The following is a 23,630-nucleotide window of genomic DNA, read 5'->3' as shown; positions in this document are numbered from 1 at the left end:
GTCACTGGCGGGCCGCGGCGAGTTCGGCAGGGGCGTACTGGTCGGCATCGGCCGGGGGGGCACGCTGCACGGCCCGCCCGGCGGCTTCCAGCTCGGGCGTCAGCGCCGCCTGCGCGAATGCAGGCGCCGCCGACAGGGCCAGGTCCACCACCGCGGCCGCCATCCCCTGCGGGGGTCGTAGGACGTGGGGGGAGATAGCTGTCAGTGGGGTGGCGGGGCTCCGGGGGGGGGGGGGGGCGCCTGCGGCAGGACCCGCAGGCCGCCGCCGACCGCCAGCACGGCGGTGAACGCGGTCGCGGTGAGCCAGCGCCACGGGCGCGCGCCGCCGGGCGCCGGCGCGGCGCGCTGTGCTTCATGGCGGGCGGCGCGCAGGCGCGCCAGGGTCTGAGGCGACATCTGCGCCAGCGCCGCGCGATGCAGGCTGCGGGCCTGCGCATCGAAGCCGCCGTCGTCAGGAGTGTGGGGGGTCATCGGAATTCCTCCAGTTGCTTCTGCAGGGCGTCTCGCGCACGGGACAGGTGGGTCTTCACCGATCCCTCCGAGCAGCCCATGACGCGCGCGGTGTCCGCCACGTCAAGTTCTTCCAGCACGCGCAGCGTGAACGCTTCGCGCTGGCGTGCCGGCAGGCCGCGCAGCGCTCTCACCAGACGCGCGTAGGCCTCGCGCTGGTCGTGCGCCTGCGAGGGTCCCGCGCCCAGGTCGGGCGCCCAGTCCACCGGGCCTTCCTCGCCACGGTCGCCGGTGGGCAGCAGCCAGCGCAGCCGGAAGCTGGCGCGGCGCTGCAGGTCCACGATCCGCCGCCGCAGGATGCTCCAGAACAGCGGGGTCCATTCTTCGGCGGGGCGGTCTGCGTAGGCCAGCATCTTCATCATGGCGTCCTGCACCGCATCCAGCGCGGCCTCACGGTGGCGCAGTCCGGCCTCGGCGAAACGGAACGCCCGCGGGCCGATGTCGGCCAGGAACCGTTCCAGCGTCGCCGCCGGGACGGGGGACGACACCGTGTCCGGCGACGGAGGGGGGGCGGTGCTCACCAACATAGCTTAGCGGCCGGTGCCGTGAATCAGCCGCGATCCGACCACGGGTGCGGGCGATGCGGATGCGCAGTGGCGGGGACGGGCGTCAAGGTCAATCCTCCGTGGATACCGCAGGGGGGAACGCGCCACGGCGCGTCCGGTTGACACGCCCCCGCTGGGGCCCCGGTGGATTCAGGTATGGTTATGATGCGGAACACGCCCCGCCCCTGCGCGGTGGTGCCGACAACGTGGACAGGATGGGGGAGCGGATGAGCGACGGGTTCGTGGCGCTGTACATCTTCATGCTGGCGGCCATCGCCGGGCACGTGATCATTTCGCGGGTGCCGGTGATCCTGCACACGCCGCTGATGTCGGGCTCCAACTTCATCCACGGCATCGTGCTGATCGGCGCGATGGTGGTGCTGGGCCACGCCGATACGACGCTGGAGAAGGCCATCGGCTTCATCGCCGTGCTGCTCGGGGCGGGCAACGCCGCGGGTGGCTACGTGGTCACCGAGCGGATGCTGGAGATGTTCAAGAGCAGCAAGCCCGCGGGTGGCAAGTGAGCAGCACGCCGATCATGCCCGCGCGCGCCGGCGCCACCGCGCGCGACCTCTTCCAGTGGTTGAGCTACCTGCAGTACCCGGCGTTGCTGGTGGCGCTGGGGTACGGGGCCAAAGCGGGCTGGTCGCTCGCGATGGCCGGCACAGACATCGGGGCGACGGTCTACGACGATTTCAACTATGTACTGCTGTACGCCGGCATCGGCATCGGCCTGTCCTCGCTGCAGGATCCCACCAGAACGCAGAACGACGTCTCCAGGCGCGTCTGGCAGGACCCGCGCAAGGGACGCTGGATGCTCGTCCTGCTGTCCTTCTACACGCTCACCTCCATGGTGGCCGGACTGGTCGGTGCGTATCTGGCCGATACGACAGTGGTGAACCAGTTGTCGTTGGGACTGATCGCGTTCGGCCTGGGCATGGTGGGGCTGCTGAAGACCGCCATCGAGATGCGTGAACACCATCGGCTGGACAAGCAGGTCGCGTCGTCTTCCGGGGGGAGCCAGGCATGATGAGTGCGTTGACGCTGGTGAAACTGAGTTACTTCGTGGCCGCCACGCTGTTTCTGCTGGGCCTGCAGCGCATGGCCAGCCCCAGGACCGCGCGCAGCGGCATCCAGTGGGCGGGCGTGGGCATGCTGATCGCCACCATCGCCACGTTCTTCCTGCCGGGCCTGCACAACATCGGCCTGATGGTCGCGGCCATCGTGATCGGCGTGGGCCTGAACTGGGTGTGGGGCAAGAAGGTGGCCATCACCGACATGCCGCAGATGGTCGCGCTGTTCAACGGCATGGGCGGCGGTTCCGCCGCGGCGATCGGCGCGGTGGAACTGGTGCGCTATTCGGCCGGTGAGCCGGCACCGTCCACGTTCACCCTCTCGCTGGCGGTCATCGGCGCGCTGATCGGCGCGGTCTCGCTGACCGGCTCGGTGATCGCCTGGGCCAAGCTCGACGGGCGCATGGACAAGCGCTACACCTTCCCGGGGCAACAGTGGTTCAACGCGCTTGTGTCGCTGGCCGCCATCGCCTGCGGCGTGATGGCGCTGACCACGCTGGCCATGCCGTGGATCGTCGCCTTCTTCGTGCTGTCGTTGGCGCTGGGCGTGTTGATGACGCTGCCCATCGGCGGCGCCGACATGCCGGTGGTGATCTCGCTGTACAACGCCTTCACCGGCCTGGCGGTGGCGTTCGAAGGCTACGTACTGGGCAACGAAGCGCTGATCATCGCCGGCACCATGGTGGGCGCGGCCGGCATGCTGCTGACGCGCCTCATGGCCAAGGCGATGAACCGCAAGATCAGCAACGTGCTGTTCTCCAATTTCGGCGGCGGCGGCGCGGCCATGCAGGAGATCGGCGGATCGATGAAGCCCATCGAGGCCGCCGACGTGGCCGCGATGATGGCCTATGCCGAACGCGTGGTGATCGTGCCCGGCTACGGCCTGGCGGTGGCGCAGGCGCAGCACAAGATCTGGGAGCTGACGCAGAAGCTGATGGAACGCGGGGTGAAGGTGAAGTTCGCCATCCACCCGGTCGCCGGCCGCATGCCGGGCCACATGAACGTGCTGCTGGCCGAAGCCGGCGTGCCCTACGACCTGATCGCCGACATGGACGACATCAACCCCGAGTTCGCCAACACCGACGTCTCGCTGGTGATCGGCGCCAACGACGTGGTCAACCCGGTGGCGAAGACCGATCCGGCCAGCCCCATCTACGGCATGCCCATCCTCGACGTGGTGAACAGCAAGAACACCATCGTCATCAAGCGCGGCAAGGGCACGGGTTTCGCCGGCATCGAGAACGCGCTGTTCTACGCCGACAACACCCGCATGCTGTACGGCGACGGCTCGGAGATGGCGAACGCGCTGGTCAGCGAACTGAAGGCGCTGGACGGCGGGCACTGAACGCATGCAGGCGCACCAGCGGCAAAGAAGAAGCCGGGCATCGCCCGGCTTTTTCATGGGGTGCGGCAGGCCGTATCAGAACCTGACCTTGGCGGTGATGCCGTACGCGCGCGGCTGGCCGGCGACGAAGGTCGGCGTGCCGAACTGGCGGCCGGTGTTGCCGGCGTCGATCAGGTAGTCCTCGCCGGTCAGGTTGCTGCCCCACACGCCGATGTCCCAGCGGCCGTCGGCGAGCGTCACGCCCATCCGCAGGTTGAAGATGCCGTACGCATCCTGTTCCAGGCCCGGGGTGTTCTCGTCTTCGAAGAACACCTTCGACTTCCAGCTGTAGGAGGGACGCAGGTAGAAACTGGCGGCACCCATCGGCACGCGCCAATCCAGGCCGATCGCGGCAGCGTGGTCCGGAGTCAGACGGAAGCGATGGCCCGCGTAGAGCTGCGGATTGCCGTCGTCGTCGCGGTCGTCGAAGCGCGCGTGGGTCCACGCGTAGTTGGCGAAGAGTACGAGGCCCGTCGCCAGTTCGCCGGTGATCGAGGCTTCCACGCCCTTGGCGGTGGCGTTGCCGCCATTGGTCGGGATCAGGAACGGCGCGCCGCCGCTGGGATTGGGGATTTGCGTCTGGAAGTCGCTGTAGTCGTACCAGTAGGCGGACACTTCATAGGCCAAGCGACCGCCGGCGGTGCCGCCCTTGATGCCCACCTCATAGCTGTTGACGATCTCTGCGGGCAGCACCTGGCTGCGCTGCGGCGTGATGTCGATGACGTTGGGCCGGCGGCCGCGAGAGACCGTGGCGAAGGCGCTCAGCGTGGGCGAGAAGGCGTAACGCGCGGCCACGCGACCGACCACCGAATCGAAATCCTCGCTGCGCTCCAGCTTGCCGGCCGTGGCGCTATTGAGGATGTTGTTGCCGGCCAGCGGCGCGGGTAGGCCGGCACCCAGGCCATTGAACAGTGTCGGCGCGTTGCCGGCGAAACCCTTATAGCCCGCAGTCTGCTTTTCCCATGTCGCGCGCAGGCCGGCGCTCAGTTCCAATGACGGCGTGGCGCGCCAGGTGCCGTCGAGGAACACGTCCCACGCTTTCGTCGTGCCGTAGTTGGCGAAGGCTTCGCGATGGTCGGGGTTGAGCAGGGCGTGCAGGCCGCCCGGCAGCGTGTAGGACACGAAGGGGTCACCGTCCGGTCCGAACAGCGGGATCGCCGGGAACGGAATGCCGCCGAGCAGCGCGCCGATCTGCTGGCGGAAAGCCGCGTTCTGCGACAGCAGCGCCAACAGGCTGCGCTCGTCGGTGGCGAACGGTACGTACTGCGAGCCATCTTCGACGAAATAGCTGGCGCCGAAGAAGCCGGCGAAGCTTTCGCCGTTGTCGAAGTTGAAGCGGAATTCCTGGCTCCACTGGTCGCCCTGGGCGATCTCGGCGAATTCCATCGCCTTCAGGCGCGAGCCGTCGGCGTCGAATTCCTCATGCGAGTCGAAGCTGCGCCAGCCGCCGATGGTGTCCAGCGTCCAGTTTTCGCCCAGCGCGAACGAGCCCAGCGCGGTCAGGCTGCGCACGGTGCGGTCCAGGCCGAGTTCGTCGCCGCGGTTGAGCTCGGCGTCCGCGTACGGCGTGGTGCTGCCCTGGCGGTTGGGGATCGTGCCGCTGATGAAGGCCGTGCCCGGCGGCGTGTCTTTCTGATAGTTGGCGATCAGGTCGATCCGGCTGGCCTCGCCGATCAGGGCGCCCAGGCTGGCGCGTAAGGCCGTGGTGTCCTTACCGTTGAGCGTGCCGCCGGCCGCGTTGTCGATGCTGCCGTCGCGTTCTTCGTGGAAGACCGCTACGCGCGCGGCCAGCGCTTCCGGTGCGATCTGCGCGTTGAAGTAGCCGCTGGCCAGGCGCTGGCTGTCGCTGCCGGTGCCGACTTCAAAGGCGCCACGGTTGGCGTCCTTGGCCTTGTTCTGGATGTAGTGCACGGCGCCGCCCTGGGCGGCGCGGCCGAACAGCGTGCCCTGCGGGCCGCGCAGCCCCTCCACGCGCTCCATGTCGAACAGGGCCGCCGAGGCGCCGCGCGGGCGGCTGATCGACACGCCGTCCTGGAACACCGATATGCGCGGCTGCACATTGGCTTCGCCGCTGTCGGAGGTGATGCCGCGGATCACGTAGCCGGGATTGTTCGGGCTCTGTTCCTGCACCTGCAGGCCGGGTACGAAACCGGCGAGATCGCCCAGCGTGGTCATGCCCTGGCGGTCGAGGAAGTCGCCTGAGTACGCGGTGATCGCGATCGGCACTTCCGACACCTGCTGCTCGCGCTTCTGCGCAGTCACCACGATGGTGTCCAACTGCGTGGCGCTGCCGGCATCCGGCGCGTCGGTCTGCTGCGCCAGCACGGTGGCAGGACAGGCCAGCGCCATGCAGAGCGCGATGGTGAGGGAGCGGCGGGCGGGGCGACGCGCGGTGCGGGTGCAGGGAGTCATGGCAGACCGTGGCGAAGGGTGGGAAGGCGATGCGTCGCACGCGATGCGCGACGAGACGACGGCACAGGCTGCCCGCTCCATGTTGCTGCGCCATGACGGGCGCGATTGCCACATCACCGCAACCTGCGCCGGCGATGCTGCGCGGCTTTGCGACCTGGAGCCCTGCGTGAACGTCTCCGATCCCCCCGCGCCGCGCCCCTCACGGCGTGCGTTCCTCAAACTGACGCTGGCCGCCGCCAGCCTGCCGTTCGCGAGCCGGTGGTTTCCCGCCCTGGCCGTGCCCGCAGTGCGGCGCGATGCGTTCCCGCAATCCGTTGCGTCCGGGGATCCGCGACCGGACCGCGTGCTGCTGTGGACGCGTGTCCCCGATGCGGCCGGGAGCGATGTCGCGGTGCGCCTGCAGGTGGCGGACGACGCTGCGTTCTCGCAACTGCGCATCGAGCGCGAGCTTACCGCTCACGCCGAGTACGACCACTGCCTGCGCGTGCGCGTGCAGGAGCTGCAGCCGGGACGGCGCTACCACTTCCGCTTCCTGCGCCGCGAGGGCGACGCGTGGATCTCTTCGCCGGTGGGCATCACGCGCACCGCGCCGGCAGCCGACGCGCCGACACCACCGTTGCGTTTTGCCTTCATGAGCTGCCAGGACTACGGTGGGCGCTGGTACAACAGCCTGGTGCCGCTTCTGCGGGAAGACCTCGATTTCGTGCTGCACCTGGGTGACTTCGTCTACGAGTCGGTCGGTGACACCAGTTTCCAGCGCGCCGATGGCGCACGCGGCATCATCTTCGACGACATGGACGGCGCGCTTCGGGTGGGCGCCGTGGGGGGCGGTTACCTCGCCGCGGCCAGCCTGGACAACTACCGCCAGCTGCATCGCCAATACCGCACCGACAGCGTGCTGCAGGCGCTGTTGGAGCGTGCGCCATTGATCGCCATCTGGGACGACCACGAGTTCAGCGACGACTGCTGGCAGGACCACGCGACCTATGAGGACGGCCGGCAGGAGGAACGCGATGCCCGCCGCCGCCGTAACGCCGAGCGAGCCTATTTCGAGTACATGCCCGTCGATGTCGACGTTGGCGAAGTGGACGCCGCAGGCGTACAGACGGTGGACGAAGCGCGCCTGCATCCACATGCAAGGCTGTGGCGACGGCTGGACTACGGGCGCGACGCCAGCCTGGTGTTGCTCGACTATCGCAGCCACCGGCCGGACCATCCGATCCCCGAAGATGCCTTCCCGGGCGCCTTGGCGTATGACGAGGTCGCGCTGCGGCGACTGGCCCCGCACCTGGGCATGGCATGGCCGACGCTGGCGCCCGCGCTGATGCCATATCTCGATCTCGCCGACGACCGCTGGAAGGCTCTGCGCAAGCCGCTGCGGCGCGCGCTGACCCGTGCCTATACCGACGCCGGCGTGGACCGGAAGGCTGCCGCGGCGCGGGCGGCGATCCTCTCCGCCCAGCCGATGGCGGTGTACGTGGTGCGCGATGTGCTGGCGCGCTACAACGCTGCGGTACCGGCTTTCATGGGCGTCGAGCTTCCGCCGGAAGCCGGCGACGACTATCCGCGCGGCCTGCCGTGGCTGGCGTTCGGCAAGAGCGCGCTCTTCAGCCACCTCGGCAGCCGCTACATGGTGGTGAAGGACAGCTACGACCTGCTGCTCGCCCTGCGCCAGGCCGACGGTGCATTGCCACCCGCGCTGGGCGAAGCGCAGCAGGCGTGGCTGGCCACGCAGCTGGTTCAGGACGCGTCGCGCACTTTTCTCGTCGCCAGTTCGGAGTCGATGACGCCAATGGTACTGGACCTGTCCCATCCCGCGCTGGAAGCGCCGCCGTTGCTCCGAAGAAAGTTCTACCTCAACGTCGATCAGTGGGATGGTTTCGGCGTGCAGCGCGATGCGCTGGTGGCGGCGCTGGACCGCACGGCCGGTGCGGTGGTGTTGTCGGGCGACATCCACGCCAGTTTCGCCACCCGGCATTCCGGCAAGACCGTGGAGTTCACGGCGCCGGCGATCTCGTCATCCACGCTCTCGACCATCATGGCGGACGCGGCGAAGGCCGATCCCGCCACCGCCGCGGCGGGCGAGCGCCTGGTCGCCGGGCTGGATGCCCTGCTGGCGGCCGGAGACCCACGCATCCGCCACGTGCAGACGCGTCACCACGGCGTGGGCCTGTTCCAGCGCGATGCCGCCGGTGCCTGCAACGTCCAGTTCCTGCTGCTGCCGGCAGACCTGTGCGGCCAGCGGCTCTACGACGACGCGACCCATATCGAAGCGGCATTGCTGCGCGAAACGTTCTCGGTCACCTCTGCGCCGAATGGCGAACGTGTACTGCGGACGCCGGCCTGAGGTGGCCTCAGCGCGTCCACCACGCCGCCAGCAGCGGCGCCACCAGCAATGCCACCACATCCAACGGCGTGGTGGTCAGGGAAATCAGCGTCCATGCGTGGTGCGCGCCCAGCCGCAGCACGGAATCCCAGGGGCTGAGCCCGAACGGGAAGCCCATCTGGGTGCCAGCGATGGTCCACAGCGCCAGCGCGCAGATCGCCACCGTCACCAGCGCCGCCAGCACCGCGCGGCGCGGGCCGGCGGCCATGCCGCCCAGGCGCACGACCAGTACCACGTCCAGCGCGGCCAGCAGGGCCATCCAGCCGGCCTGCCGTTGCAGGTAGACCGCCAGCGCCACCCAGATCAGCAGCACGCAGGCACTGGCCAGCACGAGCATCAGGGGAACAAGCCAGCGGGCGTTGCGACGCGGGGCAGGGGACATGGAGACTCCGACAGGGCTGCCAAGGATACGGCCTGAACGCGACCGCCGGGGCGCGGGCGCTACAATAGGCCGCCTTGCAGCGCCCAACGCGCGCCCCCATCTGGTCCGGCATGTATTCCCGCAGCAGCGAACCCGTCCAATTCTCCCGCGATTGCGCGGCCGTGCTGGTGCCGCAGGGCGAACTCGTCACCCTGCCGGCCGGCAGTTACGGCTATATCACCCAGGCGCTCGGCGGCAGCTACACCGTCTTCGTGGAAGGCAACCTGTTCCGCATCGCCGGCAAGGACGGCGACGCCATCGGCAAGGAACCCACCGAACCGCTTTCGCTGCCCGAGAACGCCAGCGACGACGAGGTCGAGGCGCTGGTCTGGAACCAGCTGCGCACCTGCTTCGATCCGGAAATCCCCTTCAACATCGTCGACCTGGGCCTGGTGTACGAAGCCAACCTCAACACCCGCGAGGATGGCCAGCGCGGCGTCGAAGTGAAGATGACGCTGACCGCCCCCGGCTGCGGCATGGGCGAGATCCTGGTCGACGACGTGCGCAGCAAGCTGGAAATGACCCCCCCCGTGGCCGAGGCCGATGTCGAACTGGTGTTCGCCCCGCCGTGGGGGCGCCACATGATGTCCGAAGCCGCCAAGCTGGAAACCGGCATGCTCTGAGCCCCCCGGCTCGCCCTCTGCAGAACCCGTCAGGAAGGAAGAGATGAACGTGATGAACGCCGCCCCGTTGACCTACCGCGTGACCCGCAACGAGAAGGCCCGCACGGCCGCCGAGCGCGACGCCATCCTCGCCAACCCCGGGTTCGGCCTGCACTTCACCGACCACATGGTCGAGATCACCTGGGACAAGGCGCAGGGCTGGCACGATGCGCAGGTGCGCGCCTACGGCCCGCTGTCGCTGGACCCGGCCGCCTCCGTGCTGCACTACGGCCAGGAGATCTTCGAAGGCATCAAGGCCTACCGCCACGCCGACGGCTCCATCTGGACCTTCCGCCCCGACGCCAACGGCGCGCGCCTGCAGCGTTCGGCCGCGCGCCTGGCGCTGCCGCAGCTGCCGGTGAGCGAATTCGTCGAATCGCTGCGCCAGCTGGTCGCCATCGATGGCGACTGGGTGCCGTCGGCGCCGGAGACCAGCCTGTACTTCCGTCCCTTCATGATCGCCACCGAGGCCTTCCTCGGCGTGCGCGCCGCGCAGAAGGCCGGCTATTACGTCATCGCCAGCCCGGCGGGGGCGTACTTCGCCAAGGGCGTGGCGCCGGTCTCGATCTGGCTGTCCGAAGACTATGCGCGCGCCGCCAAGGGCGGTACCGGCGCCGCGAAGTGCGGCGGCAACTATGCCGCTTCCCTGCTGCCGCAGCAGGAAGCGCAGGCGCAGGGCTGCTCGCAGGTGCTGTTCCTCGATCCGGTGGAAGGCAAGTACCTGGAAGAGCTGGGCGGCATGAACGTGTTCCTCGTCTACAAGGACGGCCGCATCGTCACCCCGGAACTCTCGGGCAGCATCCTGGAAGGCATCACCCGTGACAGCATCCTGCAAATTGCCCGCGATCGCGGTCACGCCGTCGAAGAGCGTAAGGTCTCCATCGATGAGTGGAAGCAGGGTGTGACCTCCGGCGACATCGTCGAAGTCTTCGCCTGCGGTACCGCCGCGGTGATCACGCCGATCGGCCAGCTGAAGGGCAAGGACTTCGCCGTCGGCGACCTCAACGCACCGGCCGGCGAAGTGACCATGGGCATCCGAAAGGAACTGACCGACATCCAGTACGGCCGCCTGCCCGACCGCCATGGCTGGTTGGTGAAGCTGCGCGACTGATCCGCGCCTGCGCACGAACGAGGACGAGGCCCGCCCCCGGCGGGCCTCGTCTTTTTGCGGCGGGTGCAATGCAAATGTGAGATTGAGTCGCATCGCAGGCTCGAGTCCCAAGCGTGCAGCTGCCCGTCGTTCCGCAGGTGCTCCCCAACGCTCAAGCAATCCGGATTTCGCTGCAATCGTGATGCGACCAAGTGTGCTCGCTGTCACGGAATGGCGCGGGTTCGCTCCGTTAGCGTCTGGACGCGTCGTGCGTTGCACGGCGCGTCGTTCGGCCGAACGCGGCAGGCCACCATGTCCTCCGTGCCCCCTTTTGCGTCCCGTCCGGACCTTTGCCGCGTTCGCGGTTCTTTCAACATTTTCGGGAGAAGCTGATGTCTGGATTTGCAAAGCGTAGTTCGCGAGTTCGCCTGCTGTGCCTGTCGTCTGCCGTGCTGGCATCGCTGTACGCGTTGCCGGCGATGGCCGGTCGCGTGGACATGAGCGGCCTGCAGGTGGAACAGCCGGGTGGCTACGACCGCTTCATCGTGAAGTACCGCGACGGCAGTGCCGAAAGCACCAACGCGACGCAGCTGCAGCGCTCGCTGACCAACGCGGCCAGCACCGGCGTGGCCAAGCGCGCTGGCCGCGCGCTGGGCCTGCAGAAGTTGCGCCGGCTGGCGGCCGGTGGCGCGGACGTCGTGCGCGCCGACCGCAAGCTGGACCGGGTGGAAGCCGAATCGTTGATGCGCCAGCTGGCCGCCGATCCCAACGTGGAATACGTGGAAGTCGACCGGCGCATGTACGCAGTGCTGACGCCCAACGACACGCGCTTCTCCGAGCAGTGGGGCTTCAGCACCACGGCGGCGGGCATCAACGTGCAGCCGGCGTGGGACAAGTCCACCGGTGCGGGCGTAGTCGTGGCGGTCATCGACACCGGCATCACCAATCATGCCGACCTCAACGCCAACCTCCTGCCGGGCTACGACTTCATCAGCGACACGTTCGTCTCGCGCGACGGCGACGGCCGCGCTGCCAACCCCAACGACGAAGGCGACTGGAACCCGGTGGCAGGCGAGTGCTATCTCAACTCCCCCGTCACGAACTCCAGCTGGCACGGCACGCACGTGGCCGGCACGGTGGCGGCGGTCACCAACAACGCTGCCGGCGTGGCCGGCACCGCTTTCGGCGCCAAGGTGGTGCCGGTGCGCGTGCTGGGCCGCTGCGGAGGCTGACCTCGGATATCGCCGACGCGATCACCTGGGCCTCCGGCGGTACGGTCAGCGGCGTACCCGCCAACGCCAACCCGGCCGAAGTGATCAACCTGTCGCTGGGTGGCGGCGGCACCTGCTCCACCACCTACCAGAACGCGATCAATGGCGCCGTGGGCCGCGGCACCACGGTGGTGGTGGCGGCCGGCAACAGCAACGTCAACGTGTCCAACGCCGTGCCTGCGAACTGCCCCAACGTCATCGCCGTGGCGGCGACGACCTCGGCCGGTTCGCGTGCCAGCTTCTCCAACTACGGCACGGGCATCGACATCGCCGCACCGGGGCAGAGCATCCTGTCCACGCTCAACACCGGCACCACCACGCCGGGCAGCGCCAGCTATGCCTCGTACAACGGCACTTCGATGGCGGCGCCGCACGTGGCCGGCGTGGTCGCGCTGATGCAGGCCGCGGCCGCGTCCCCGCTGACGCCGGCAGCGGTGGAAAGCACGCTGAAGAGCACGGCGCGTCCGTTGCCCGGCAGCTGCTCGGGCGGGTGCGGCGCGGGCATCGCCAATGCGGATGGCGCGGTGACGGCGGTGCAGGGCGGCGGTCCCGATCCGGACCCGGGCACGCAGACCTACACCAACGGCACCGACGTGAGCATTCCGGACAACAACAGCACCGGCGTGAGCAGCACCATCGCCGTGTCGGGACGGACCGGCAATGCGCCCAGCAACGCGCAGGTGGCGGTGAACATCGTGCACACCTACATCGGTGACCTGATCGTGGACCTGATCGCACCCGATGGTTCGGTGTACGTGCTGCATAACCGCACGGGCGGCAGCGCCGACAACATCAACCAGACCTACACGGTGAACCTGTCCAGCGAAGCGCTCAACGGCAGCTGGCGCCTGCGCGCCCGCGATAGGTCCAAGAGGGATACCGGCTACATCAACAGCTGGAGCATCACCTTCTGAGGATTCCCCCGAGGGGACGCACAGGGACGTGCATAAGAAGCCCCGGCCTTGGCCGGGGCTTCTCTTGTAAGAAGACATCCCGGGTCTGTCAGGCCACCATGGCTGGTGGGTGAAGCTGCGCGACTGATCCAGGCCTTGTCGCCGCATCGAAAAGGGCCCGCCTCGCGCGGGCTTTTTTGCGTACGAAAACGATGTGCGCACGAATAAAAAATTCGCGCTTTTCACGCATTCAGCACGTAAATGAATCTACGAAACGGTGTCCACCGGTGGCTTCCACTTCATGCGTGTATCCCGGCGATTACGTTTGAAACATTGTGCGATGAAGTGTGGCTTTCATCGCTGATTCATGTGGGCGCGCTCCGCTAGCGTCGTCGTACGCCATGCGTTGCACGGCGTGTCGCCCGGTCGAACGCGGCAGTCCGCTACGCCCTCCCGTGCCAGTCTCCGCGCCCCGACCGGGCTCTTGCCGCATTCGCGGCTTTCAACCTTTGAGGGAGAGTCTGATGTCTGGATTTGCAAAGCGTGGTTCGCGAGTTCGCCTGCTGTGCCTGTCGTCGGCGGTGCTGATGTCCCTGTACGCGTTGCCGGCGATGGCCGGCCGTGTGGACATGAGCGGCCTGCAGGCGGAAGAACCGGGCGGCTACGACCGCTTCATCGTGAAGTACCGCGACGGCAGTACCGAGAGCACCAACGCGACGCAGCTGCAACGCTCGCTGACCAACGCGGCCAGTACCGGCGTGGCCAAGCGCGGTGGCCGCTCGCTGGGCCTGCAGAAGCTGCGCCGGCTGGCCGCCAGCGGCGCGGACGTCGTGCGCGCCGACCGCAAGCTGGACCGGGTGGAAGCCGAATCGCTGATGCGCCAGCTGGCCGCCGATCCCAACGTCGACTACGTGGAAGTGGACCAGCGCATGTACGCGGTGCTGACGCCCAACGACACGCGCTTCTCCGAGCAGTGGGGCTTCGGCACCACGGCAGCGGGCATCAACGTGCGGCCGGCGTGGGACAAGTCCCCCGGCGCGGGCGTGGTGGTGGCGGTCATCGACACCGGCATCACCAACCATGCCGACCTCAACGCCAACCTCCTGCCGGGCTACGACTTCATCAGCGATACGTTCGTCTCGCGCGACGGCAACGGCCGCGATTCGAACCCCAACGACGAAGGCGACTGGAACCCGGTGGCGGGCGAGTGCTACAGCGGTTCGCCGGTGACCAATTCCAGCTGGCACGGCACCCATGTGGCCGGCACGGTGGCGGCGGTGACCAACAACGCCAGTGGCGTGGCCGGCACCGCGTTCGGCGCCAAGGTGGTGCCGGTACGCGTGCTGGGTCGCTGCGGCGGCTACACCTCGGACATCGCCGACGCGATCACCTGGGCTTCCGGCGGTACGGTCAGCGGCGTGCCCGCCAATGCCAACCCGGCCGAAGTGATCAACCTGTCGCTGGGCGGCGGCGGCACCTGCTCCACCACGTACCAGAACGCGATCAACGGCGCCGTGGGCCGCGGCACCACGGTGGTGGTGGCGGCCGGCAACAGCAACACCAACGTGTCCAGTTCGGTTCCCGCCAACTGCCCCAACGTCATCGCCGTGGCGGCGACGACCTCGGCCGGTTCGCGCGCCAGCTTCTCCAATTACGGCACGGGCATCGACATCTCCGCGCCGGGGCAGAGCATCCTGTCCACGCTCAACACCGGCACCACCACGCCGGGCAGCGCCAGCTACGCGTCGTACAACGGCACGTCGATGGCGGCACCGCACGTGGCCGGCGTGGTCGCACTGATGCAGGCGGCGGCCGCGTCTCCGCTGACGCCGGCGCAGGTGGAGAGCACGTTGAAGAGCACGGCGCGTCCGCTGCCCGGCACGTGCTCGGGCGGGTGCGGTGCGGGCATCGCCAATGCGGATGGCGCGGTGACGGCGGTGCAGGGGGGTGACCCCGATCCGGATCCGGGCACCCAGACCTACACCAACGGCACCGATGTGAGCATTCCGGACAACAACAACACCGGCGTGACCAGCACCATCGCCGTGTCGGGACGGACCGGCAATGCGCCCAGCAACGCACAGGTGGCGGTGAACATCGTCCACACCTACATCGGCGACCTGATCGTGGACCTGATCGCACCCGATGGTTCGGTGTACGTGCTGCACAACCGCAGCGGCGGCAGCGCCGACAACATCAACCAGACCTACACGGTCAACCTGTCCAGCGAGGCGCTCAACGGCAGCTGGCGCCTGCGCGCCCGCGACCGTGCCAGCATCGACACCGGCTACATCAACAGCTGGAGCATCACATTCTGAGGATTCCCCCGAGGGGATGCACATGGACGTGCAGGAAGAACCCCGGCCTTGGCCGGGGTTCCTTTCTTTGGGGCCGGCGCACCGCGCTTCTGTGATATCGAGGCCATTTTCACCCCTGTCGCAGCGCCGAGCATCGAGAGTGCACCTCGCAGGTGCGCCATCGTCCGGAATAACGTCGCGACCGAAGAAAAAAACTTCGACGGCAGACACATCTTCTGCGTCGTCTCACCTTTGCGCTTCGACAGTGATGAAAATTTCATCGCCGTCTCACAATAAAACAGCGGTATCGAAGAACATTTCCTGGGCGTCGAAGAAAACAACGGCGCCATCGGAGAAAAATTCTTCGTCATCGCACATAAGAACGGTGCGGGCGCACCTTTCTGGTTCGATTTGTCACAAATGTACGGCGCCATCGTGGTCCGTTCTGAGCGTGACATCGAAGGGCGCTTCTATTGTTAGTCATTTCCCGTCGCTATCGCTTGGATGCACACCCGCGAGGGGTTAGCGTGGTCGTGCCGTCGGATACGGCGGCATCACCTGACATGGAATCAAGGAGCGACAATGAGTCAGAACCTCGTGGACTTTCAGATAGACACCTCCGTCCTGGACCCGCTGGACGCCGCTATCCTCCAGATGGAGAACAGCCTGGCCGGCCTGATCTCGCTGACGCCGGAACAGCGGCGTGGGCTGACCAAGATGGGCGAGAAGTCCGAAGCCTTCTGCCGCGCCGCGCTCAACGTGGCGCAGCAGCATGCCGGCATCATGGCGCGCGACTTCGACATCGAGGGCTTCCAGCGCGACCAGCAGGCGCTGGACCTGCTCCGCCCGCGCATCCTTCGTATCGCCCATCTCTACCAGCGCGTGACCGACACCGAGATGGCGCTGGGTAGCGACCTGATGGCCGCCGCGCTGGAGGTGTACGGGGTGCTGAAGGTGGCCGGCAAGGGCAAGGGCCTGGACGAAGCCCGCCGCAACCTGGGCGCGCGGTGGCGCATCAGCCGGCAGGGGACGGAGGAGCCGGGAGGAGGGAGTGGCGGCAACGGGTAGCCCGTTGCTGGGTGATGGAAAGCAACGGCTCCGCGATGCGGGGCCGTTCTGTTTCCACATGGCCGGTTTCCATCTGGTGAGGTGAACTCTACCCGCCACGTCCAACGTCCGCCTCTGGCCGGAGCGGACACAACGCAGTCTTTCAGATCCCGTGCTCCGTCTTGATGATCTCCGCCGCCCGCTCGCCAATGACGACGCACGGCGCCATGGTGTTGCCGCTGGGCACGTCGGGCATGATCGATGCATCCGCTATCCGCAGTCGCCCGATACCGTAGACCTGCAGCTTGTTATCAACCACCGACATCGTGTCGCGTCCCATCTTCGCCGTGCAGGCCTGGTGCCAGAAGGTCACCGCCGCGTCACGGAGATAGGCTTCCAGATCGGACGAAGCCAGGTTTCCCGGCATGGCTTCGCGCTTCAGCAACCGCTTGAACGGTGAAGCGTGGGCCATCTCCCGCGCCAGCGCGACGGTTGCCATGGCACCGCGAAGATCATCGGGATGCGAGAGCGTGTTCGCTTCGATGCGGACGGGCGCGCTGGCGTCGGCTCCGGTGAGGTGCAGCGAGCCACGGCTCTTGGGATGGGACAGTCCGGCGAACGTCATCCAGCCGTGTTCGGGCACACCGCGATGCGCGGTTTCCGGTGTGGGTACCGGAAACTCCAATTGGCAATGAAAGACGTCGGGCGAGGTGAGGGCGGCATCCGTCTTCCAGTACAGCGTGGCCTCCGAGCCGCCATTACCCACGCCGACCGGCGCGCTCGACTCGAACAGGCAGCCGAACGACACATGGTCCTGATGGTTGCGTCCGACGCCCGGCAACGACTGGATCACGGGGATCCCATGTGGCCGCAGTTCGTCTTCCGGGCCGATGCCGGACTGCATCAGCAGTTTGGGCGTATTGATCGCGCCCATCGACAGAATGACTTCACGGTCGGCAGCAATTCGTGTCAGGCGGCCGTTCTGCATCACGTCGACGCCAACGACCGTCGTGCCGTTGAGCGCGAGCTTGCTGACCTGGGCGTTGATCATCACCGTCAGGTTGGGCTGTCCCAGCTTCGGAAAGATGTAGGAGCGGAAGATCGACGAGCGCCGGCCTGATTTCACGATCAGGTCGTTAAGTGCGACGCCACCGCGCCCTTCCATCATCATGCCGTTCGGGCTGTCGAAGGTCGGCATCCCGAGGGCTTTTGCGGCCTCGATCATGGCGATGGCCACGGGCTGGGGATGCGGTGGCGTTTCCACATGCACGGGCCCGCCGGAGCCGCGGCGGATGGCATCCGGCATCCCGCGCCAATCTTCAATGCGCTTGTAGATGTCGAGCACCGCGCGATAGCCCCACGCCTCGTCGCCGGCCGCCTCGGCGAAGTGATCCCAGTCGCTCTGGTGACCGCGTGCCCACACCATCACGTTGATGCTTGAGCCGCCGCCCACCACCTTGCCCATGTTGAGCGGGATGGCGCGCTGATGGAGATGCGGATTGGGCTCGGCGACAAAGGCCCAGTCGCGATCGGAGCCAAGGTTCGACGGCCATTGCGTCGGGTCGAGGATCCCCGGCAGTTCATCGGCGCCGCCCGCCTCGATCAGTAGCACGCTCACGGCAGGATTCTCCGCGAGCCTGCCCGCAAGGGCGCAGCCGGCAGGACCTGCGCCGCAGACGATGAAGTCGTAGCGCCCCGGATATTGCAGGTCGGTAGCGTAGGTGGGGACGTTGGGGGAAGAAGTGGGCATGGCGGCAGAAACTCCGGGCGACATGGGGCTGTCAGGCAGCACGGATGACGCTGCCCGCTGTGGGGAAGGTGATGCGGGGAGAGATGTCGGACGCGACGGCGGAGGATGCCGTCGCGTCCCGGAGGTACCTACTTGGCCTTTGCCGCGTCTTTCGCCGCGCGATCGATGGTGTCGGCCACCACCTTCGGCTGGGTCATGAAGACCGCATGGCTGGCGGAGACCTTGGTGATGCGCGCGTTGATGCGCTCAGCCATGTGGATGAGCATGGCCTGGTCGAAGGCCTTGTCTTCGGTGGCGATCACGGCCCAGCTGGGTTTGCTGCGCCAGGCCGCGTTCGTCAGCACGGTGCTGAACGCGGACATGTTGATGGGCACCTGCGAATCGCGCATGAAAGCGGCGTCAGCATCCGTCGTGTCGTGCGCGAAGCCGGCATTGAACTTGGCCGGGCTGATGAAGCCGAACCCGTCGGCGCTGGTTTCGATGACGAACTCCGGCGTCGGCGCAAATCCTTTGTACAGTTGCGCCGTCGTCTCGCCCGCGTCCGGCGCCAGCGCTGACACATAGACCAGGCCGGCCACCTTGTCATGCACACCGGCTTCGGTGATCACCGTACCGCCCCACGAATGCCCGACCAGGATGGCGGGACCGTCCTGGCGGTCGAGCACGCGCTTCGTCGCGGCGACATCGTCGGCGAGCGAGGTCAGCGGGTTCTGCACAATGGACACGCGGTAACCGCGTTCGGTCAGGTCGTCGTATACCGAGCGCCAGCCAGCACCATCGGCAAACGCGCCGTGCACCAGCACGACGTTCTTCACCGGGCCGCTGTCGCGGGCGGCTTCGTCGGCGTGGGCGGCGGGAGACAGGCTGGCGGCCAGGGCGGCGGCGAGCACGGCGGGGATGAGTTTGAACATGGTCGTGTCCTCGGGGCAGTGGTGGGTGGCGTTCGGGGTGCGGCGTTGGCCGGCAGGGTCACTTTGCAGGTCCGTGCGAAACCATCGGCTACGTAAAGTCCGAATAACTTGATCGAGCGTACGTGCCTGCCGCGGCTGCCCGCCGGGTGGCCGGCGGGCAGTGGGACCATCGGGAGCGAAGCGGCTTACGCCGTCGGCACGGTGCCGCCGTCGATCGTGTATTCCGACCCCGAGATGGACGCGGCGCGGGGCGAGGCCAAGAAGGCGATGAGGTCGGCCACCTCGGACGGCTGGGCCGGACGCCCGAGCGGAATGCCGCCCAATGCACTCATGACCATTTGCTTGGCGCCTTCGTAATCCGTGCCGGCGTTGGCCGCGATGCCGCCGAGGAAATCGATCGAGGCTTCGGTCTCGATCCAGCCCGGCGATACGCGCACTACGCGGACACCCTGTGGCGTGACTTCCTTCGACAACGCCTTGCTGTAGGTCGACAACGCGGCCTTCGCGGCCGCATAAGCGATGGTGGAATCTTGCAGCGGCAGCCGGCGCTGGATCGAGGGCACGTGCAGGATCACACCGGACTCCTGCGCGAGCATCGCCGGCAGCAGGGCGCGGTCCATGCTCACGGCCGCCATCAGGTTGAGGTCGAGCGCCTTTCCCCACTCGCCATCGTCAAGTTTGGCGAAGCCCCCCGCCGGCGCCGACGAGCCGCCCACCACGTTGACCAGGATGTCGACGCCACCGAGATGCCGTTGGGCCGCGTCCACCGCGGTGCGGACGCCCTCGGCCGTGGCCAGGTTGGCGGCCACGTAGTGCACGCCGTCGATGGGCTGCTTCGGCGCCGACGACGCGGTGGCCACGATGCGCGCTCGCAACGAGGCCAGCAGTTCGACGACGGCGCCGCCAACGCCGCGTGTGCCGCCGGTGACCACAGCACGCTTGCCGGCCAGCGAGAGATCGAAACTCATGGCGCGATCTCCAGCGTGGCGATCTTGCCGCGCTCCAAGGTGAAGCGGTAACGCAGGTCCAACGGGCTGCCGGGGAAGTCGCCCGACACGCGGCTGGTCACGGTGTAGCTGCGTCCCTGCGTCTCCAGCGCGTGGGGCGTGGCGGTGTAGGTGTACTTGGCGGACGAGTCGGTCTTCCAGGCTTCGATCGCGGCCAGGCCCGAATGGGTATGGCCTTCGTCCAGGATCAGGCCGTCCTTGGTGAAGCAGCGGGCGACGGCCTGGCCGTCCTGGCGGTCGGCGTCGAAGTAGGCCGCGATGGGCTCGGGCAGGTTCAGCTCTTTCATGGCGGGGCTCCGGGGTGGTGTGGGACAAGATTGAGCCGTCTATCCGGGTAAGAGAATCGCCTATGATCCGATCAGGCTATGTAGGAATCAGTACACAATGCGTGGCACCGAATTCGCGGAACTGAAGGCCTTCGTGGCCGTCGTCGACCGGGCCAGCTTCGCCCGCGCCGCCGATCACCTGGGACTGTCGCGGTCCGCGCTCAGCCAGACCATCCGCCAACTGGAATCGCGGCTGGGCGTGCGCCTGCTGAACCGCACCACGCGCAGCGTGTCGCCAACCGAACCGGGCCGTCGGTTGCACGAGCGCATGGCGCCAATGCTGCGCGACATGGACGAAGCCGTGGCGCAGGCGGTGGGTACGAGCGCGCGCGCCGCGGGCACGCTGCGCATCAACACGCTGAGCATGGCGGCCAAGCGCGTGCTCGCGCCGCGGCTGGGACGGTTCGCCAAGGCGAACCCCGATGTGGTGCTCGACATCGTGATCGACGATGCGTTGAGCGATATTGCCGGCGAAGGCTTCGATGCCGGCATCCGCGTGGGTGGCCGCCTGCAGAAGGACATGGTGGCAGTGCGGCTGACGCCGGACATCGAACTGCTGGCGGTCGCCTCGCCCGAATATCTCGCGCGGCACGGCGAACCCAAGACGCCTGCCGACCTCGCCCGTCATGCCTGCATCAACTGGCGCTTTCCCGGCAGCGGCAAGATCGCGGGCTGGCCATTCGCGAAGAAGGGCAAGACGGTCGAGGTCTTCGGCGAGGGCCGGGTGATTTCGAACCACCAGGACATCATCGTGCCCGCCGCGCTGCAGGGACTCGGCATCCTGTACGCCTACAACGACGACGACATCGCCGAGGCGCTGCGGGACGGGCGCCTGAAGCGCGTCCTTGCCGACTGGTCGCCGACGATGCCCGGTCTATATCTCTACTACTCGAGCCGGCGCTACATGCTGCCCGCGCTTCGCGCGTTCATCGACTGCATGCTGGATCGTGACATCAGTACCGATGATCCCTCGATGTCCGAAAGTTTCCGCTGACAGCCGACCACGACAAGGTGACCGGCCTGGTCTACGTGGTGCTGACGAACGCGGCCTGGCGCAGCAAGCCCAGCTGGGCCGTGATCGCCACCGAAGACAAGGCCTTCGACCAGGCCATGCTGATCCACATGGCCGAGCGCATCAACGCGCGCATCACCAAAGTGTCCGCCAGCCATGCGGTCTTCATGACGCAGCCCAAGGTGGTCGCCGACACGATCGACCGTGCGGCACGGGACGCGGTTCAGACGGCGAAGTGACCGCGCCGGGACCGGCAGCCCTGCGATGCACGGGCCGGAAGGAAGCAGAGCGCGAATCCGGAACCGGGTGGCAGGTGTTTGGATCCCGTCAAAGGCACGTGCCGGTCGAGGCGGGATCCAAACCTAAACGATGCCCCAGCCCTGCCGCCGCGCGATAGTGAGGATCTCATCCTCGGCGGCCTCGGGCGTGGCGTGTAGCTCGCGGGTCACGACGTAGACGGTGCAGGGCGCTTTCGCGCTCCTGAAGTTCGCTCTCGCCTGCACGTAACCCATACCGAGGGCGTTCCGGCGTTCGGCAAATTCGATGCGCAGCGCAACGCCTGCTTCGCAAGCTTCTTTCGGTTCCATCATGGGCGCTCGTAGGCGCCGAGAGTGTGCGCGCAACCCTTCTACGCCCTTTCATGAGGCATGGCAAGGACAGACACGGGGCCGACTCTGATTGCAGACCGCGTGTCCGCATGTCGATCCCGGGCACGCAGTTTCGTCGAACAGGCTAGGGCGGTATCCCGGCAGCCAGTGGGGCGGCCGCGCCACGGCACGATGAGAGGCGACGATGACGACGAACGAAAAAGTGAAAGGCCCGGCTTCCTACTTCCCCTCGATAGAGAAGCAGTACGGCAAGCCGGTGGAACACTGGTTCAAGGTGCTGGACGCCATCAGCGACCGCAAGCACATGGAGCAGGTGGCCGTGCTGAAGTCGGAACACAAGATAGGCCACGGCCATGCGAATGCGCTGGTGGCGTATCACAGGGCAATGCGCGGGAGTTAACGGCGGCGCGTGCCCCGCGCGCAGAGGCTCGCTGGGCAGCGGCCGCCTGAAGAGGCTTCCGAATCCTGAGGGGCGATGCTTGTGTTACGCGGATATCTCGGCGCGGAACGCGATCTCAATGAGCTGCTCGGGAAAAGCCAGCGCCGATACGCCTATCAGATTGCTTGCGACCTGCGGTACGGGTTGTCCGTAGACGGCGGGACGCACCTTCCCGCTGGCCGCGAAGGCCGCTGGAACGTCAAATACGAACAATGTCTCCTCGACCACGTCAGCCAGAGACCCGCCGAGTTGGGTCAACAGGACCTGCGCGTTCTCATACGTCCGTCTCATCTGCGCTTCCATGCTGTCGAAGTTCGCCGGCCTGCCATCGGTGCCGAGCGAGGCCGGCGCAACCAGCTCGCCTTCCGGCGTGTGCGAAAGCTGACCGGAGACGAATATGGTGTTGTTGACCCGCAGCGCTTGGACGTAGCCGTAGGAAGATTCCCAGGGCACCCCGAAGCTGGCATTCTTGCGGATGGTCGTGGTCATGGTCGCTCCTGTTCGCTGGGAGTGCAGTGTGGCGGGGTGTAGCCGCTCACGAATCCCCTGATGGGGGGATCGACACTCCTGTCTCGCTGGGGCGGGACATGTTCAATGGAACGGGCATCACGGACGTCTGCCAGCCAGTCGCGTGGGTCTGGGTGAGCGTACGAACCCCAGCACGCGGGGAGACGACGGGCCATGGATATCAACGCACCCGCCAGGAAGGCGATGGAGATGGAGCCCGGCGGCACGACGAGCGTGCGCAAGCCAATCCGGTCAAGTGGGCGTACAGTAGCCGCGGCTCATGCCGGCTGCGAGGAGCGTGCCATGTTCGATCCTGCGGATTTCAGGCTGGACGGTCAGGTGGCCGTGGTCACGGGGGCCGGCGCGGGCATCGGCCGCGCGATCGCCGAGACCTTCGCCGCCGCCGGCGCGGGCGTGGTGGCCAGCGACCTCGACGCTGGCGCGGCGCGGGCGGTTGCCGACGGCATCGTGGCGCGTGGTGGCCAGGCGCTGGGCATGGCCTGCGACGTGACCCGCGAGGACGCACTGGAGGCACTGGTGCGGGAGACTGTCGCCCGTTTCGGCAAGCTCTCGGTGCGGGTCAGCAATGCCGGCGGCGGCGGGCCGAAGCCCTTCGCCATGCCCATGGCCGACTTCCGCCGTGCGTTCGACCTCAACGTGTTCTCGCTGTTCCGGCTGGCCCAGCTGGCCGCGCCGGAAATGCAGAAAGCCGGCGGCGGCGTGATGCTGGCGATCACCTCGATGGCGGGCGAGAACCGCAACAAGCGCATGGCCGCTTACGGGGCCTCCAAGGCCGCCACCAACCACCTGATCCGCAATCTTGCCTTCGACCTCGGCCCCCTGGGGGTGCGCATCAACGGCATCGCACCCGGCGCCACCCGTACCGCGGCGCTGGCGTCGGTACTCAACCACGACATCGAGCAGCGGATGCTCGCGCACACGCCCATCCACCGGCTGGGCGAACCGCAGGACATGGCCAATGCCGCGCTGTACCTGTGCTCGCCCGCGGCGGCGTGGGTCAGTGGACAGATCCTCACCGTCTCGGGTGGTGGGGTCCAGGAACTCGACTGAGGAACAGG

General features: G+C 67.4%; 23 protein-coding genes and 1 pseudogene. 13 read left to right on the top strand and 11 right to left on the bottom strand.

Going from position 1 to position 23,630, the window contains the following annotated elements; genetic code table 11:
• Position 1: 1 nt before the first annotated feature.
• From CSC76_RS13005 to CSC76_RS12995, 3 genes are read right to left on the bottom strand one after another with little or no spacing between them, the layout of a single operon-like run.
• Positions 2-163 (bottom strand): hypothetical protein, encoded by a 162-nt coding sequence (locus CSC76_RS13005; protein WP_162110386.1) that lies wholly within the window; start codon positions 161-163, stop codon positions 2-4.
• 38 nt (positions 164-201) lie between these two features.
• Entirely contained in the window at positions 202-471 is a 270-nt protein-coding gene (locus tag CSC76_RS13000; protein ID WP_162110425.1) for a hypothetical protein, read from the bottom strand.
• Positions 468-1,037, bottom strand: a complete 570-nt coding sequence (locus CSC76_RS12995; protein WP_162110424.1) for an RNA polymerase sigma factor — start codon at positions 1,035-1,037, stop codon at positions 468-470. Before CSC76_RS12995 ends, CSC76_RS13000 begins: the two co-directional genes overlap by 4 nt.
• Before the next feature lie 245 nt (positions 1,038-1,282).
• On the opposite strand from CSC76_RS12995, the gene CSC76_RS12990 reads away from it, so the two are divergent.
• Genes CSC76_RS12990 through CSC76_RS12980 form a run of 3 tightly spaced genes read left to right on the top strand, consistent with a single transcriptional unit; the run spans position 1,283 to position 3,473 of the window.
• Entirely contained in the window at positions 1,283-1,579 is a 297-nt protein-coding gene (locus tag CSC76_RS12990) for an NAD(P) transhydrogenase subunit alpha part 2 (RefSeq protein ID WP_093296220.1), read from the top strand.
• 14 nt (positions 1,580-1,593) lie between these two features.
• Positions 1,594-2,085, top strand: a complete 492-nt coding sequence (locus CSC76_RS12985; protein ID WP_162110423.1) for a hypothetical protein — start codon at positions 1,594-1,596, stop codon at positions 2,083-2,085.
• Positions 2,082-3,473, top strand: coding sequence for an NAD(P)(+) transhydrogenase (Re/Si-specific) subunit beta (locus CSC76_RS12980; RefSeq protein ID WP_162110422.1), 1,392 nt, complete (start codon positions 2,082-2,084; stop codon positions 3,471-3,473). Before CSC76_RS12985 ends, CSC76_RS12980 begins: the two co-directional genes overlap by 4 nt.
• 75 nt (positions 3,474-3,548) lie before the next feature.
• Here CSC76_RS12980 and CSC76_RS12975 read toward each other — a convergent pair whose 3' ends face one another.
• On the bottom strand, positions 3,549-5,924 hold the full coding sequence (locus CSC76_RS12975; protein WP_162110421.1) for a TonB-dependent receptor: 2,376 nt from the start codon (positions 5,922-5,924) through the stop codon (positions 3,549-3,551).
• On the opposite strand from CSC76_RS12975, the gene CSC76_RS12970 reads away from it, so the two are divergent.
• Positions 5,923-8,271 carry an alkaline phosphatase D family protein gene (locus CSC76_RS12970; protein WP_162110420.1) on the top strand — a complete coding sequence of 783 codons (2,349 nt, stop codon included), beginning with the start codon at positions 5,923-5,925 and terminating at the stop codon, positions 8,269-8,271. The two genes, CSC76_RS12975 and CSC76_RS12970, sit on opposite strands and share 2 nt — an antisense overlap.
• Before the next feature lie 7 nt (positions 8,272-8,278).
• Here CSC76_RS12970 and CSC76_RS12965 read toward each other — a convergent pair whose 3' ends face one another.
• Entirely contained in the window at positions 8,279-8,692 is a 414-nt protein-coding gene (locus tag CSC76_RS12965) for a hypothetical protein (protein ID WP_162110419.1), read from the bottom strand.
• 110 nt (positions 8,693-8,802) lie between these two features.
• On the opposite strand from CSC76_RS12965, the gene sufT reads away from it, so the two are divergent.
• From sufT to CSC76_RS12940, 5 genes and pseudogenes are all read left to right on the top strand, one after another.
• The gene (sufT, locus tag CSC76_RS12960; RefSeq protein ID WP_162110418.1) at positions 8,803-9,354 is read left to right on the top strand and encodes a putative Fe-S cluster assembly protein SufT; all 552 of its coding nucleotides are present in this window, start codon (positions 8,803-8,805) and stop codon (positions 9,352-9,354) included.
• 52 nt (positions 9,355-9,406) lie between these two features.
• Positions 9,407-10,504 (top strand): branched-chain amino acid aminotransferase, encoded by a 1,098-nt coding sequence (locus CSC76_RS12955; RefSeq protein WP_162110426.1) that lies wholly within the window; start codon positions 9,407-9,409, stop codon positions 10,502-10,504.
• A gap of 371 nt (positions 10,505-10,875) precedes the next feature.
• Positions 10,876-12,668, top strand: a pseudogene (locus tag CSC76_RS12950) (S8 family peptidase).
• A gap of 503 nt (positions 12,669-13,171) precedes the next feature.
• A complete protein-coding gene (locus CSC76_RS12945) occupies positions 13,172-14,965 on the top strand; it encodes a S8 family peptidase (RefSeq protein WP_162110417.1) in 1,794 nt (597 codons plus the stop codon).
• 561 nt (positions 14,966-15,526) lie between these two features.
• Complete coding sequence (locus tag CSC76_RS12940) at positions 15,527-16,012, top strand: hypothetical protein (RefSeq protein WP_162110416.1); 486 nt, start codon at positions 15,527-15,529, stop codon at positions 16,010-16,012.
• Positions 16,013-16,154: 142 nt separating this feature from the next.
• On the opposite strand, the gene CSC76_RS12935 is transcribed toward CSC76_RS12940, so the two are convergent.
• The 4 genes from CSC76_RS12935 to CSC76_RS12920 form a co-directional block, all read right to left on the bottom strand.
• Complete coding sequence (locus CSC76_RS12935; RefSeq protein WP_162110415.1) at positions 16,155-17,741, bottom strand: GMC family oxidoreductase; 1,587 nt, start codon at positions 17,739-17,741, stop codon at positions 16,155-16,157.
• Positions 17,742-17,869: 128 nt separating this feature from the next.
• Positions 17,870-18,652, bottom strand: a complete 783-nt coding sequence (locus CSC76_RS12930) for an alpha/beta fold hydrolase (protein ID WP_162110414.1) — start codon at positions 18,650-18,652, stop codon at positions 17,870-17,872.
• Between the two features lie 185 nt (positions 18,653-18,837).
• Positions 18,838-19,620 (bottom strand): SDR family oxidoreductase, encoded by a 783-nt coding sequence (locus tag CSC76_RS12925; protein WP_162110413.1) that lies wholly within the window; start codon positions 19,618-19,620, stop codon positions 18,838-18,840.
• Complete coding sequence (locus CSC76_RS12920; protein ID WP_162110412.1) at positions 19,617-19,946, bottom strand: nuclear transport factor 2 family protein; 330 nt, start codon at positions 19,944-19,946, stop codon at positions 19,617-19,619. Before CSC76_RS12920 ends, CSC76_RS12925 begins: the two co-directional genes overlap by 4 nt.
• 97 nt (positions 19,947-20,043) lie before the next feature.
• Here CSC76_RS12920 and CSC76_RS12915 point away from each other — a divergent pair, with 97 nt between their 5' ends.
• Together CSC76_RS12915 and CSC76_RS12910 are read left to right on the top strand one after the other, a co-directional pair.
• A complete protein-coding gene (locus CSC76_RS12915) occupies positions 20,044-20,979 on the top strand; it encodes a LysR family transcriptional regulator (protein ID WP_162110411.1) in 936 nt (311 codons plus the stop codon).
• Positions 20,980-20,996: 17 nt separating this feature from the next.
• The gene (locus tag CSC76_RS12910; protein WP_238394970.1) at positions 20,997-21,236 is read left to right on the top strand and encodes an alpha/beta fold hydrolase family protein; all 240 of its coding nucleotides are present in this window, start codon (positions 20,997-20,999) and stop codon (positions 21,234-21,236) included.
• 123 nt (positions 21,237-21,359) lie between these two features.
• On the opposite strand, the gene CSC76_RS12905 is transcribed toward CSC76_RS12910, so the two are convergent.
• Positions 21,360-21,587 carry a hypothetical protein gene (locus CSC76_RS12905; protein ID WP_162110410.1) on the bottom strand — a complete coding sequence of 76 codons (228 nt, stop codon included), beginning with the start codon at positions 21,585-21,587 and terminating at the stop codon, positions 21,360-21,362.
• Between the two features lie 202 nt (positions 21,588-21,789).
• Here CSC76_RS12905 and CSC76_RS12900 point away from each other — a divergent pair, with 202 nt between their 5' ends.
• Positions 21,790-22,005, top strand: a complete 216-nt coding sequence (locus tag CSC76_RS12900) for a DUF4287 domain-containing protein (protein ID WP_162110409.1) — start codon at positions 21,790-21,792, stop codon at positions 22,003-22,005.
• A gap of 84 nt (positions 22,006-22,089) precedes the next feature.
• On the opposite strand, the gene CSC76_RS12895 is transcribed toward CSC76_RS12900, so the two are convergent.
• On the bottom strand, positions 22,090-22,533 hold the full coding sequence (locus tag CSC76_RS12895; RefSeq protein WP_162110408.1) for a RidA family protein: 444 nt from the start codon (positions 22,531-22,533) through the stop codon (positions 22,090-22,092).
• 321 nt (positions 22,534-22,854) lie between these two features.
• Here CSC76_RS12895 and hdhA point away from each other — a divergent pair, with 321 nt between their 5' ends.
• Complete coding sequence (gene hdhA, locus CSC76_RS12890) at positions 22,855-23,622, top strand: 7-alpha-hydroxysteroid dehydrogenase (protein ID WP_162110407.1); 768 nt, start codon at positions 22,855-22,857, stop codon at positions 23,620-23,622.
• Positions 23,623-23,630 lie beyond the last annotated feature (8 nt).

This window comes from Pseudoxanthomonas mexicana, from assembly GCF_010093385.1.
Lineage (GTDB): Bacteria > Pseudomonadota > Gammaproteobacteria > Xanthomonadales > Xanthomonadaceae > Pseudoxanthomonas_A > Pseudoxanthomonas_A mexicana.
The sequence above is the reverse complement of the archived record's forward strand: the minus strand, read 5'-3'. Positions and strand labels throughout refer to the sequence as shown.